12 protein-coding genes are annotated in these 14,200 nt (G+C 44.6%); all 12 read left to right on the top strand.

Features of this window, described 5'->3' with window-relative positions; genetic code table 11:
- The first annotated feature begins 36 nt into the window (after positions 1 to 36).
- The 12 genes from AAFX28_RS09935 to AAFX28_RS09880 all read left to right on the top strand — a co-directional run bounded on the left by AAFX28_RS09935 (position 37) and on the right by AAFX28_RS09880 (position 14,156).
- Complete coding sequence (locus AAFX28_RS09935; protein WP_408687379.1) at positions 37 to 1,485, top strand: YfcC family protein; 1,449 nt, start codon at positions 37 to 39, stop codon at positions 1,483 to 1,485.
- Positions 1,486 to 2,330: 845 nt separating this feature from the next.
- Positions 2,331 to 3,554 carry an arginine deiminase gene (gene arcA / locus AAFX28_RS09930; RefSeq protein ID WP_408687377.1) on the top strand — a complete coding sequence of 408 codons (1,224 nt, stop codon included), beginning with the start codon at positions 2,331 to 2,333 and terminating at the stop codon, positions 3,552 to 3,554.
- Between the two features lie 60 nt (positions 3,555 to 3,614).
- On the top strand, positions 3,615 to 4,526 hold the full coding sequence (arcC, locus tag AAFX28_RS09925; protein ID WP_408687375.1) for a carbamate kinase: 912 nt from the start codon (positions 3,615 to 3,617) through the stop codon (positions 4,524 to 4,526).
- 100 nt (positions 4,527 to 4,626) lie between these two features.
- Positions 4,627 to 5,637 carry an ornithine carbamoyltransferase gene (locus AAFX28_RS09920; protein ID WP_408687373.1) on the top strand — a complete coding sequence of 337 codons (1,011 nt, stop codon included), beginning with the start codon at positions 4,627 to 4,629 and terminating at the stop codon, positions 5,635 to 5,637.
- 564 nt (positions 5,638 to 6,201) lie between these two features.
- On the top strand, positions 6,202 to 7,131 hold the full coding sequence (gene pyrB / locus AAFX28_RS09915) for an aspartate carbamoyltransferase (RefSeq protein ID WP_408687371.1): 930 nt from the start codon (positions 6,202 to 6,204) through the stop codon (positions 7,129 to 7,131).
- A gap of 16 nt (positions 7,132 to 7,147) precedes the next feature.
- Positions 7,148 to 7,612 (top strand): aspartate carbamoyltransferase regulatory subunit, encoded by a 465-nt coding sequence (gene pyrI / locus AAFX28_RS09910; protein WP_408687370.1) that lies wholly within the window; start codon positions 7,148 to 7,150, stop codon positions 7,610 to 7,612.
- A 291-nt stretch (positions 7,613 to 7,903) separates the two neighbouring features.
- Complete coding sequence (locus tag AAFX28_RS09905; protein WP_408687368.1) at positions 7,904 to 8,392, top strand: arginine repressor; 489 nt, start codon at positions 7,904 to 7,906, stop codon at positions 8,390 to 8,392.
- Between the two features lie 161 nt (positions 8,393 to 8,553).
- Positions 8,554 to 10,347: a protein-disulfide reductase DsbD gene (locus AAFX28_RS09900; RefSeq protein ID WP_408687366.1), complete on the top strand. Its 1,794-nt coding sequence runs from the start codon at positions 8,554 to 8,556 to the stop codon at positions 10,345 to 10,347.
- Between the two features lie 216 nt (positions 10,348 to 10,563).
- Positions 10,564 to 11,199, top strand: a complete 636-nt coding sequence (locus AAFX28_RS09895) for a response regulator transcription factor (RefSeq protein ID WP_408687365.1) — start codon at positions 10,564 to 10,566, stop codon at positions 11,197 to 11,199.
- Between the two features lie 104 nt (positions 11,200 to 11,303).
- Positions 11,304 to 11,930, top strand: a complete 627-nt coding sequence (locus tag AAFX28_RS09890) for a MarC family protein (RefSeq protein WP_408687363.1) — start codon at positions 11,304 to 11,306, stop codon at positions 11,928 to 11,930.
- A gap of 222 nt (positions 11,931 to 12,152) precedes the next feature.
- Positions 12,153 to 12,416 (top strand): DUF4212 domain-containing protein, encoded by a 264-nt coding sequence (locus tag AAFX28_RS09885; RefSeq protein WP_004410602.1) that lies wholly within the window; start codon positions 12,153 to 12,155, stop codon positions 12,414 to 12,416.
- 12 nt (positions 12,417 to 12,428) lie between these two features.
- On the top strand, positions 12,429 to 14,156 hold the full coding sequence (locus tag AAFX28_RS09880) for a sodium:solute symporter family protein (protein WP_408687362.1): 1,728 nt from the start codon (positions 12,429 to 12,431) through the stop codon (positions 14,154 to 14,156).
- The last annotated feature ends 44 nt before the right edge of the window (positions 14,157 to 14,200 follow it).

Genomic DNA, 14,200 nt, shown 5'->3' with positions numbered 1-14,200 from the left:
ATTTATCGGTATATAAATAAAAGTAAGGAGATAGCCATGACAACGCAAACTTTACCGACTGAAGAAAAAAAAGGTGGTTTCTTTGCCAACTTTAAATTCCCTTCTGCTTACACCATTCTTTTCATTCTAATTGCTTTAGTTGCAATGCTTACTTGGATCGTTCCTGCAGGTCAATACGACCGACAGATGAACGAAGACCTAGGCCGCGAAGTTCCTGTAACTGGCACCTATCAAGCTGTGGAAGGTAACCCTCAAGGGGTGATTGACGTACTTCTAGCACCAATTGATGGCTTCTATGACCACAACAGTTATGAAGCAGCGGCTATCGACGTTTCTCTGTTTATTCTAGTCATTGGTGGCTTCCTTGGCTTAGTAACAAAGACAGGCGCAATTGATGCCGGCATTGAGCGAGTGACCCATCGCTTGCAAGGTAGAGAAGAGATGATGATTCCTATCTTGATGGCTTTATTTGCAGCCGGTGGTACTGTCTATGGTATGGCGGAAGAATCACTGCCTTTCTACACTTTGCTTGTTCCAGTAATGATGGCTGCACGTTTTGACCCACTCGTTGCCGCAGCGACTGTACTTCTTGGTGCTGGTATTGGTGTTCTAGGTTCAACCATTAACCCGTTCGCTACCGTTATTGCCGCTAACGCTTCAGGTATTCCTTTCACAGACGGCATCATGCTACGCGCAATCATGCTAGTGATTGGCTACGGTATCTGTGTGGCTTACGTTATGCGCTATGCTCGTATGGTTCGCGAAGATCAAAGCAAGTCTATCGTTTACGACAAATATGAAGAGAACAAAGCGCACTTCCTTGGCAACCAGTCAGAAGAAGGCCTAGAGTTCACTACAACTCGCAAGATTATCTTAACCACCTTTGGTGCTTCATTCGGTGTGATGATCTACGGTGTATCAGTTGCCGGTTGGTGGATGGCAGAGATTTCTGCGATGTTCCTAGCAGCTACAATCCTAGTAGGTCTGGTCGCTCGTATGAGTGAAGAAGACTTCACCAATAGCTTTATCGACGGTGCTCGTGACCTATTGGGTGTTGCACTTATCATTGGTATCGCCCGCGGTATCGTGGTTGTGATGGACCGCGGTATGATCACTGATACTATCTTGTTCTCAGCAGAGCAAATGGTGACTGGCCTATCGTCAGTGGTGTTCATCAACGTAATGTTCTTCCTAGAAATTTTACTTTCATTCCTAGTGCCATCGACATCAGGCCTAGCGGTATTGACCATGCCTATCATGGCGCCATTAGCTGACTTTGCTGGCGTAGGTCGCGAGCTTGTTATCACTGCGTACCAGTCTGCTTCAGGTCTAGTGAACTTAATTACGCCAACATCTGCGGTGGTAATGGGTGGTCTGGCTATCGCTCGCGTCCCTTATGTTCGTTGGGTTAAATGGGTAGCGCCGCTACTAGCGATTCTGACGCTGTTCTGTATCGTTTGTCTAAGTATCGCTGCACTAATCTAAGTTAACTGTTTCTTTTCCTTACCCGGCTCACAGGACGTGAGCCCTCTCCCAAAGCCGCCCTAGTGCGGCTTTTCTCATTTATACGTTAAGAGATAAAGCGTCTAGAGATTCCCTACTCAATCCTTCGTTGCTCTATGGATGACTAACAAAACTCCTCTTCGCTACAACGCTGTCATCCTCAAGAGTCAGGAACGAACGAGTTGGGGAGCTCTTAACGCTAGCCACACTATTTTAGAAACTCCCTACTCGCTCCTGCGCCGCGCTATGGAATGACCAATTCAAATAACACCATTCAATAAACTTGTATTTCCCGATATTTATTAATAAGAAAAACTATCAGATTTAATTACTTTCATTTATCAGTATTAAATTAGTGTTCACTGTGTTTTAAATAGCTAATGTGATCTAGATTAAACTTACCACCGAAATATTTGTTACCAGAGCATTAATTCACGAGTCAAAATCAATTATATAGGAACTCTTAGTGCATATTTCCACCCTATTCACTTTATTGTCACCAATTAGAAATTGAATATTTTTCCTATAAAACCCGGCAAGCCTTATTAGATGAACAAACCCATGCATAAACTTCCCTACTTCCTACCTAATTAGGGCATTTACATCCAAGCAACAAGTGAATAGATATTGTTAAAACCCTTGTAAATCAAGGCTTGGAGCATAAAAAACGAACTGTGATTGACCTCTAAGATTCCCCCGCCAACAGGCGTAATATGAGTTCCAGAAACAAAATAAGTGAATAAATAAATTCACGCTTCTATTCCCTACAAATTAATTATTAGTTTTTAAATTAAAACTAAATTAAGAAATATAAGAGAGATACGATCATGAGTAAGTTATACGTAGGTTCTGAAATCGGTCAATTACGTCGCGTTCTTGTTCACCGTCCTAGACGCGCTCTCACTCACCTAACCCCTTCTAACTGTCACGACCTACTGTTTGACGATGTACTTGCAGTAGAACGTGCAGGTAAAGAGCATGATGTGTTTACTCAAACACTGCGTGACCAAGGTGTAGAGGTTCTACTACTTACTGACCTTCTTGCTGACACACTAGCTGTACCAGAAGCAAAAGATTGGCTACTAACTCACCAAGTGTCTGACTACCGTCTAGGTAAGACATTTGCGAATGATGTACGTTGCTACCTAGGTGACCTACCAAACATTGAGTTAGCAAAAATCCTAACAGGTGGTTTGTCTTACGCTGAAATGCCAATGAAATCTTCTTCTATGATGCAAGGTTTACACGCACCAACAGATTTCATCATCGAACCACTACCAAACCACCTATTCACACGTGATACCTCTTGCTGGGTTTACGGTGGTGTGTCTATCAACCCGATGGCTAAACCAGCTCGTCAACGTGAAACAAACCATGTTCGTGCTATCTACCGCTGGCACCCAAGCTTCGCGGGTCAAGACTTCATTAAGTACTTCGGCGACAACGAGCAAGTGAACTACGACAATTCAACAATTGAAGGCGGTGACGTACTGGTTATTGGTAAAGGTACGGTTCTGATCGGTATGTCTGAGCGTACTACGGCGCAAGGTGTTGAGCACTTGGCATCAGGTCTATTCAAGCATGGTCAAGCTAAGCAAATCATTGCGATGGAGCTTCCAAAACACCGCTCTTGCATGCACTTAGACACAGTAATGACACACATGGACGTAGATACCTTCTCTGTCTACCCAGAAGTCGTGCGTAAAGATGTGAAATGCTGGAGCCTAACTGGCGATCAATCTGGTGCTGTAAATGTGAAAGAAGAAGGCTACTTCGTTACAGCAATCGAGAAAGCACTTGGTGTCGACAAACTAAATCTAATCACAACTGGTGGTGACAACTTCCACGCTGAACGCGAACAGTGGAACGACGCAAACAACGTTCTAACAGTGAAACCAGGCGTCGTTGTTGGCTACGAAGGCAACACTTACACCAACGAGAAATACGACAAAGCGGGTATCACAGTTCTACCTATCCCAGGTGATGAACTAGGTCGTGGTCGTGGCGGTGCTCGCTGCATGAGCTGCCCAATCGAGCGTGATGGCATTTAATTAACCCGTTGATTTGGCAGGAGGTAACTTTCCTCCTGCCCCTGCAGAGAGATAAAAGCAATGACTAAACAAACTGTAGTTGTAGCACTTGGCGGTAACGCTCTTCTTCGTCGCGGCGAGCCATTAGAAGCCGATGTACAACGCCACAATATTGAAATCGCAGTAAAAACTATTTCTGAGATTGCAAAAGAGTACAACGTAGTACTTGTTCACGGTAACGGTCCACAAGTTGGCTTACTGGCTCTACAAGGTCTGGAATACAAAAAAGTAGCACCTTACCCACTTGATGTTTTAGGTAGTGAGACTCAAGGCATGATCGGCTACATGCTAATGCAAGAGTTCAAAAACCAAATGCCTAACGTCAACGCAACTTGCATGTTGACGCAAATGACAGTTGATCCAAAAGACCCAGCGTTCGCGGACCCAACTAAGCCAATCGGCCCAATCTACGAAGAAGCTGAAGCGCGTGAACTGGCAGAGAAGTACCACTGGACAATCAAACCAGATGGGCAGCACTTCCGTCGCGTAGTACCAAGCCCTCAGCCAACGGGCATCATCGAGCATGAAGCGATCACTGCACTGATCGAACAAGGTCACTTAGTGATTTGTACTGGCGGTGGCGGTATTCCAGTTAAACGTGAAGATGGCAAGTTGGTCGGTGTAGAAGCGGTTATCGACAAAGATATGTCAGCGGCATTCCTAGCTAAGCAATTAGACGCCGATGCACTGCTTATCCTGACTGATGCAGATGCGGTTTACCTAGATTGGGGCAAACCAACTCAACATGCACTGCGCAGCACGAATCCAACTGAACTGGCTAAGTATCAGTTCGATGCGGGCTCTATGGGTCCAAAGATCGAAGCATCCTGCGAGTTCATTAAACAAGGCGGCAAAGTCGTCGGTATCGGCTCACTGCAAGATGGCCTACGAATTCTACAAGGCACTGCTGGAACCAATATCACTAAAGGCTAAGCCTTAGAAAACAATTAATTAAAACCTATTACCTTGTGCGCTTTCTTACCTCTTTCCCTGCAAACAAGAGAGCGCATTCAAAACATAGAAGGAAAACATCATGGCTTTTAACCTACGCAACCGTAACTTCCTAAAACTATTAGACTTTACTCCACGTGAAATTCAACACATGTTGGATCTTTCAGCGGAACTGAAAAAAGCGAAATACAACGGCTATGAGCAACCTCGTCTAAAAGGCAAAAACATTGCACTAATTTTCGAGAAAACATCAACTCGTACTCGTTGTGCATTTGAAGTTGCAGCATTTGACCAGGGCGCACAAGTATCTTACTTAGGCCCATCTGGTTCTCAAATCGGTCACAAAGAGTCAATGAAAGATACTGCTCGCGTTCTTGGTCGCATGTACGACGGCATCGAGTACCGCGGTTTTGGTCAGGAAATCGTTGAAGAGCTAGGTGCATATGCTGGAGTGCCAGTATGGAATGGTCTAACAGATGAATTCCACCCAACTCAAATCCTAGCTGACTTCCTAACTATGATGGAACACGGCCGTGGTAAACAGCTACATGAAATGACATTTGCTTACCTAGGTGATGCTCGCAACAACATGGGTAACTCGCTAATGGTTGGCGCTGCGAAAATGGGTATGGACATCCGCCTAGTTGCTCCTAAACAGTTCTGGCCAGAAGAAGCGCTAGTAGCACAATGTCGTGAAATCGCTGAAACAACAGGCGCGAAAATCACACTAACTGACGATGTACAAGAAGGCGTTCAAGGTTGTGACTTCCTATACACTGACGTATGGGTATCTATGGGTGAAGCTAAAGAAGCATGGGCTGAGCGTATCAACCTAATGATGCCTTACCAAGTGAACATGGAAATGCTAAAAGCAACAGGTAACCCACATGTGAAATTCATGCACTGCCTACCAGCATTCCACGGCGAAGACACGACTGTTGGTAAACAACTAGCAGCAGAATACCCTCAGCTAAAAGATGGTGTAGAAGTAACAGATGAAGTTGTTGAGTCTGATTACTCTATCGTATTCGATGAAGCTGAAAACCGCATGCACACAATCAAAGCGGTAATGGTTGCGACATTAGGTGATTAATCACCACTAGTCGCAGTCAATACTCAAAATAGTTGGAGCTGTAGCATGGCAACAAATGAATGAGTCTTCCTGAGTTTAGTCCGCTAAATGATTGGCTGGGCCGGCACTCCGGGCGAATGAATGCAGTTAACGCCGCTACAGTTTCAAATATGAAGAGTATTTCTGCAGGGAAATGCGGGTGGCATGATGACTCTTCTCGATTACGTCTGAATAAAGCCCGCATTTTTTTTCATCGATGAGATGATGATTTAAAGCCAAAAACGCCGATAAGCAAGAACTACCAAAGGTTGGTAAAAAGTTTCGAAAAGATGTGAAATTCGCATAAAAATCCAATTTCTGGATACTTTTCGCAAACGCTTGCGTGGCGTTTTTTTGTGCGTATAATCCTCCGCAATTTGTCTAAGGAGACCAACATGTTACAGCAACTAACGACTCACCGTTGTTATAAGAAACGCCCTGAATCAGGGACAGTTGCTGTTTTGTTTTTCTCGTTCAATCCGTTTTAAGCCTCCTATTTTTAGGGGGCTTTTTTTTGTCTGTACATCACGACTAGGAAACATTGCTATGGCGCATTCGTTATTTAATAAGCACATTATCTCCATCCCTGAGCTCAGCCGTGAAGAGCTAGAGCTTATCGTCGACACTGCAGCAAGATTAAAAGCTGAACCAAATCCAGAATTACTTAAACACAAAGTTGTGGCTAGCTGCTTCTTTGAGCCATCAACTCGAACTCGTCTTTCATTCGAAACGGCAGTAGAGCGCTTAGGCGGCAGTGTGATTGGGTTTGATAACGGTGGTAACACTTCTCTGGCTAAGAAAGGGGAAACACTCGCTGACTCAGTACAAGTTATCGCATCGTATGTTGATGCTTTTGTCATGCGTCACCCTCAAGAAGGCGCGGCACGTTTGGCTTCTGAGTTTTCTAAGGGAGTGCCTATCATTAACGGCGGTGACGGAGCAAACCAGCACCCAACGCAAACACTTCTCGACCTGTTCTCTATCTACGAGACTCAAGGCACTCTAGACAACCTCAACGTCGCATTTGTCGGTGACTTAAAGTATGGCCGTACCGTTCACTCACTAACGCAGGCTCTAGCGAAGTTTAACAACGTGCGCTTTTTCTTTATTGCACCTGATGCTCTAGCAATGCCTGACTATATCTGTGAAGAACTTGAAGATGCCGGCATTAAATTCAGCATGCACAGTAACATTGAAGAAGTCGTGCCTGAGCTGGATGTGCTGTACATGACGCGCGTACAGAAAGAGCGCTTTGATGAGTCTGAATATGCGCATATGAAGTCCGCTTTCATCCTTACTGCTGCGACTTTAACGGAAGCGCGCGACAACCTAAAAGTGCTACACCCTTTACCACGTGTTGACGAAATCACAACTGACGTTGATAAGACCAAACACGCTTACTACTTCGAGCAGGCAGAAAACGGCGTTTATGCACGTGAAGCGCTACTAGCTCTAGTTCTTAACCAAACCATTTAATTGCAGGAGAGATATCATGGTGAAAGAAACCCAACTTCAAGTAGAAGCGATTCGTAATGGCTCTGTGATCGACCATATCCCTGCCAATATTGGTATTAAAGTGCTCAAGCTGTTCAAAATGCACAAAACCAATGAGCGTATTACGATTGGTTTAAACCTGCCCTCTTCCGCTGTGGGCGCAAAAGATTTGATCAAGATTGAGAATGTTTACCTGACTAAAGAACAAGCTAACCAATTGGCTTTATATGCTCCAAAGGCGACGGTTAATCAAATTGAAGAGTACAAGGTGGTGAATAAGCTCAATTTGGTTCTGCCAGATAGCATTGAGAGTGTATTTGAGTGTCCAAACAGCAACTGTATTTCTCATGGCGAACCGGTTGAGAGCAAATTTAAAGTGCAAGAAAAACACGAGAATGTGCAGCTAAAATGCCACTACTGTGAAAAAGTATTCTCTAGAGAGATCATGACAGAAGCACGCTAACTGCGTCATTGTTAGTCTCTTTTACCCTTCTATAAAATCTTGCGGATATTTATGCCAATGTTTGGATAAATATCCGCAAAACTTCAGAATTCACGTCTAATTACAGCAACTTGACCAGTTGTTTATTTGGCGATCCTATTCACAAAGCCGCATATACTTTGGTGGTAGACTGATAATCTAAATAAAGCCACCAAAGAGTGGTCGCTCACAACATAGACGGCACCCACATGGAACGGAGTGCTGATGGCCGCATGGACGATCGATTATTACGTCATGTTTTAAGGAGTTCTCATGAGTGAAACTCTAAACCCTAATGTCGTCGACTACAGCGAAGATAAAACGCTGACGGCAGCTTGCAAACGTCTACTGCAACAACAAAGCTTCACAACACAAAATGAGTTAAGAGAAGCACTAGTTAACATCGGCTTTCAGGGGATTAGTCAATCGACAGTATCTCGACTACTTTCCCAGTTGGGCGTAGTAAAAGTGCAGAATGCATGTGGTAAAAAGGTCTACTGTATTACCGTCGAAACTGCACCAGTACGCGTCGAGTCTTCTATTTCATCTCAAATTGAGTTTATTACCCACAACCAAGCAATGGTAGTGGTAAAAACCCACCCAGGCAGCGCCCAACTTGTTGCGCGTTTAGTGGATATAGACCCACATACTGAGATTCTTGGTACCGTTGGCGGCAATGATACCGTGTTGGTCATTCCTAAAGACACCGACCATATTGATGCCTGTGAACGGGTAGTTCGCGCTCGACTTGGTGTGGCATAACCTTTAATGAGCGATCACTTTTGCCTTCCTTATCTCCAAAGTGGTCGCTACTCAAGCTGTGTAAGACATTTCGAATAATTCCGCTAATCGTGAAACTTATTCCCCCAATCCTCTGTCTGATTGAGTTAAAATGATGAAAATTTAACTTAAGTGACACGTTTATGCGCTTTGCCTTATCTCTTTTCTTGCTGTGTGTTTCCGTTATCTCTGCGCCTGCTATGGCGTTATTTGGTAATTCGAATTCTACGCCAAGCTTTGGTAACAACAGCAATACCTTCGTCCCAGTGGACGAGGCTTTTCCGTTTAACGCATTTCAACAAGGCAACCATGTTCTAATAGACTGGCAAGTTAAAGAAGATTACTACCTCTACCAGCATCGCATTTCCGTCAGCGGAGAAAATGTCGCCCTGGGTGATATTGATATGCGCGATGGCGAACCTTATAAAGATGAGTTTTTTGGGGATGTGAATATTTACACCACTCCTCTTTTTGTTGATGTCCCACTTGCAAATTACCAAGATGGCGCTCGTCTAATTGTTCAATATCAAGGTTGTGCAAAAGCAGGTTTTTGTTACCCACCAGAAACACGAGTTGTCGACCTCACGAGCTTTGATAATCAAGCACCAACTGCAGCCGCACCAGCTAAAAAAGCCATTGAAGATAAAACAGCTTCTACTAACGAGAGTACGTCATCACCAGTATCAAGTGAATCCAACCTAGCCTCTAAGCTGGGTAACAATTGGTGGACGCCTCTGTTGTTCTTGGCCTTAGGTGTTGGTCTTGCTTTCACTCCTTGCGTACTACCTATGTATCCTATTCTGACGAGCATCGTACTTGGTAGTGGAAAGCTAAGTCACGGTCGTGCTCTAGGGCTCGCATTTATTTATGTCCAAGGTATGGCGCTGACTTATACCTTACTCGGATTGGTGGTCGCTTCTGCAGGCATGCAATTTCAAGCAGCGATGCAACACCCTTATGTTCTGATTGGTTTAAGCGTACTGTTTGTTACTCTCGCACTTTCGATGTTTGGCTTATACACCATTCAATTGCCAAGCAGTGCGCAAACTTGGCTTAATAACCTAAGCAACAAACAACAAGGTGGTAGCACTCTTGGTGTTTTCGCAATGGGTGCTATTTCAGGCTTAGTCTGTTCCCCTTGTACTACAGCACCACTGTCAGGAGCTTTACTGTATGTGGCTCAAAGTGGCGATCTACTCACTGGTGGTATCGCTCTATACGCATTAGCTATAGGTATGGGCATCCCATTAATGCTGGTAGCGGTATTTGGCAATAAGCTGCTACCAAAAGCTGGCAACTGGATGGATCGAGTGAAAACCTTGTTTGGCTTTATCCTTCTCGCAGCTCCTATTTTCCTGCTAGAACGTATCTTACCTGAGCTATGGGCAACGACACTTTGGTCAGGTCTTGGAATTGCAGCATTTGGCTGGCTGTATCATGTAAAGAACTCACTACCGTTTGGCGGTTGGAAGCAGAGCGTCGTGGGAATCATTGCTGTGCTGGGTCTTTTTGCTTCAGCGCAACCGGCTCTAAATTACTACTTTGGTAACAATGTGGTAGAACAACAAAGCCAGATTGAGTTTATTCGAATAAACAATATTGAAGAACTAAACCAACAGTTAGAAACGGCTAAGCTTGCCGGCAAGCCAGTGATGCTCGATTTCTACGCCGATTGGTGTGTCGCGTGTAAAGAGTTTGAGAAGTACACTTTCCACCAGCCAGCGGTCGAAGCCAAACTCAAAAACTTTGTGCTATTACAAGCAGATGTCACACGCAACCAGCCGCAAGATATCGAGCTACTGAAAGAAATGCGTGTACTGGGCTTACCGACAATTGAGTTTTGGGATGCCAATGGTGAGCCTGTTTCAAACGCTCGAATTACTGGCTTTATGAATGAACCAACCTTTCTAAAGCATTTGGACACCCATAGTCTTTAAGCTATTCAGCTACTACTGGTATTGCTGTGTTCAGAGAAAAAGGCGGTAATACCAGCCAAAGTGAGCAAGTACTCATTTATTTTTTAAGGCTGGAATATATATGCAATTTTGCTAATAAAACCCGATACAGTTCAGACTTTTAGCGGATAAATATTGTCCACAATCGCAAAGATGACAATAATTCTATTAACTAAACAGTCATAAGTAGTTAACGTCATGGATTCGACCTACACCATTATCATTGCTGATGATCACCCGCTATTTCGCAATGCACTCTTTCAGTCAGTGCATATGGCAGTGAGTGGTGCCAACCTACTCGAAGCAGATTCTTTAGAAGCACTACTCACCTTGCTCAAAAAAGAAGACGAGCCTGACCTACTGCTGCTGGATCTTAAAATGCCAGGGGCAAATGGTATGTCTGGTTTGATCCAACTTCGCGCTGAATACCCCGACTTACCGATTGTTGTTGTCTCCGCCAGTGAAGAGCCAGCGGTTGTAACCCAGGTAAAAAGTCATGGAGCTTTTGGGTTCATTCCAAAGTCGAGTGACATGCGTGAGCTAGTCAGTGCCCTCAACCAAGTACTTAACGGTGAACCCTTCTTCCCTGAAGGCTCGATCACAAACAATGCGGCCTGTAATGACTTAGCTGAAAAAATAGCAACTTTGACTCCTCAGCAGTATAAAGTACTTGGAATGTTATCTGATGGATTGCTTAACAAGCAGATTGCGTATGAGTTAAATGTATCTGAAGCAACCATAAAGGCCCACATGACGGCAATCTTCAGGAAGTTAGGCGTTAAAAATCGAACTCAAGCAGTAATACTACTGCAACAGCTTGAATCTGAGGTTTAGCTTACCTCTATCTGACATTTAACCTCCCAGAATTTTGCTAGAATACGAGAATCAGGCGACAATCTGATTTACCCCTCTGTTCACTAACTCTGGGAGTACTTCTCTTGTTAAGCATCATCATTACCCAATTCGTGGTTCTTTGGGCGGTTATTGATCCTGTCGGTTCTGTTCCCGTCTACCTTTCACAAACTCAGCATTTATCTGCGAAACAGCGTCGTTTAGTTGCCCTTAAAGCCGTAGCCATTGCCACGGGCGTATTGCTGTTCTTCCTTATTGCGGGCCAGCTACTCCTCGAAGCAATGCAAATCCCGTTGCCTGCATTTCAGGCTGCAGGTGGTTTAGTTCTACTGCTTTTTTCTCTGACGATGATCTTTGGTGAGTCCAAACCTGAGCAGGAAACCAAACTTTCTGAAGAAGTCAGCCGTTCTGACCTTGCCGATTTGGCGGTTTACCCATTAGCCATTCCATCAATCGCCTCTCCTGGGGCAATGATGGCGATTGTTATGTTGACGGACAATCACCGCTTCTCATTGATTGATCAAAGTATTACCGCAGGTGTCATGGTCGCAGTCTTACTCATCACCCTTTTATTACTGCTAGGTGCCACTCATATTCAAAAGTGGATTGGCAATGTCGGAGCAGCGATCATTAGCCGTGTGATGGGACTGATTTTAGCGGCAGTTGCGGTCAATAACTTGCTGATGGGGATCAAAGATTTCTATTTAAGCTAAGTTGAATTTATAAAATAATAAATAAAACGTTAGACTTTAGGCTAATTTAACACAACATTAACATCACAAAAATCAATACATCATTTGCTAAGCGCCCGTTATTTGGGCGCTTTTCGTTTTTATTGCCGCGACTAAAGTTGAAAAGAGTTCTTGCCAAGCCCTTGCTAATGTACATGGTGAAACATTTTTTTAACAACCCAAACCAATCGTAAGGAGGCGGCAATGGCGTTTGAAAGTCAGGATAAAGCCAAAGCCTATTGGGATAAGAACGTAAAACTAATGATCACGTTAATGGTTATCTGGTTTGTCGTTTCTTTCGGCTGCGGCATCTTATTTGTCGATCAACTCAATCAATTTCAACTAGGTGGTTACAAACTAGGTTTCTGGTTTGCTCAACAAGGCTCAATCTATGCCTTCCTAGGTATTATTTTCTACTACGCGTGGAAAATGCGCCAAATCGACCGTGAATTCGGCGTAGATGAGTAAGGAGTCACTCAGATGGATTTGAAAACAATCACTTACCTCGTTGTTGGTGCGACCTTTATCCTTTACATCGGTATTGCGATTTGGGCTCGTGCAGGATCAACTAAAGAGTTCTATGTTGCAGGCGGTGGTGTAAACCCAATCGCAAACGGCATGGCAACAGCAGCAGACTGGATGTCAGCAGCATCATTTATCTCTATGGCGGGTCTTATCGCCTTTATGGGTTACGGCGGTTCCGTATTCCTAATGGGTTGGACAGGCGGTTACGTACTTCTAGCACTTCTTCTTGCTCCTTACCTTCGTAAGTTCGGCAAGTTCACGGTACCAGAGTTCGTAGGTGAGCGTTTCTACTCAAACGCAGCACGTATCGTAGCGGTAGTGTGTCTGATCATCGCATCAGTAACTTACGTTATCGGTCAGATGAAAGGTGTTGGTGTTGCGTTCGGTCGTTTCCTAGAGGTTGACTACTCTACTGGCCTACTGATCGGTATGTGTATCGTATTTATGTACGCAGTAATGGGCGGCATGAAAGGGATCACTTACACGCAGATTGCTCAATATTGCGTACTCATTTTAGCTTACACTATTCCTGCAATCTTTATCTCTCTGCAACTAACAGGTCACCCTCTACCTCAGATTGGTCTAGGTAGTACCATCCAAGGCACCGACGTTTATCTACTCGATAGGCTCGACCAAGTGGTTACCGAACTCGGCTTTAGTGAATACACCACTCAAGTCCGTGGCGATACGTTAAACATGTTCGTTTACACAATGTCACTCATGATCGGTACTGCAGGCCTACCACACGTAATCATCCGTTTCTTCACTGTACCTAAAGTTCGTGACGCACGTACATCAGCAGGTTGGGCTCTAGTGTTCATCGCTATCCTATACACAACTGCTCCTGCAGTATCGGCGATGGCTCGTCTAAACCTAATGGATACAGTTAATCCAGCACCAGGTCAGCACCTTGCATATGATGAGCGCCCTGACTGGTTCAAGAACTGGGAGAAAACAGGTCTACTTGGTTTTGATGACAAGAACGGTGACGGCCTAATTGAGTACACTTCAAGCCCAGCAACAAATGAGCTTAAAGTTGACCGTGACATCATGGTACTAGCTAACCCTGAGATTGCGAAACTACCTAACTGGGTAATTGCACTTGTGGCAGCCGGTGGTCTAGCAGCGGCACTATCAACGGCGGCAGGTCTATTGTTGGCTATCTCGTCCGCGATATCCCATGACTTAATAAAAGGCGTCATCAATCCAAATATATCTGAGAAGAAAGAGCTGCTCGCCAGTCGGATCTCTATGGCGGTCGCAATTGCGGTGGCAGGCTATCTCGGCCTCAATCCGCCAGGCTTTGCAGCAGGTACGGTAGCACTGGCCTTCGGTCTCGCCGCATCGTCCATCTTCCCTGCACTGATGATGGGTATCTTCAGTAAAGGTATCAACAAAGAAGGTGCTATCGCAGGTATGATTGCAGGTATCAGTATCACTCTATTCTACGTATTCCAACACAAAGGCATCCTATTCGTTGCTGACTGGAAGTACCTAGAAAGCTGGGGTAGCAACTGGTTCCTAGGCATTGAGCCAAACGCATTTGGTGCAATTGGTGCTGTATTTAACTTCGCAGTAGCATTCGCTGTATCGAAAGTAACAGCTGAAACTCCACAAGAAGTGAAAGATTTGGTTGAACACGTACGTGTACCAGCAGGCGCTGGCGGTGCAGTAGACCACTAAAATTATACCTAAACCACAAAAGCCCCGATTGGGGCTTTTTTATT

The sequence above is a fragment of the Vibrio sp. TBV020 genome (genome assembly GCF_046056895.1).
GTDB lineage: Bacteria > Pseudomonadota > Gammaproteobacteria > Enterobacterales > Vibrionaceae > Vibrio.
Note: the sequence above shows the minus strand (reverse complement) of the source record. Positions and strands in the feature narration are given on the sequence as shown.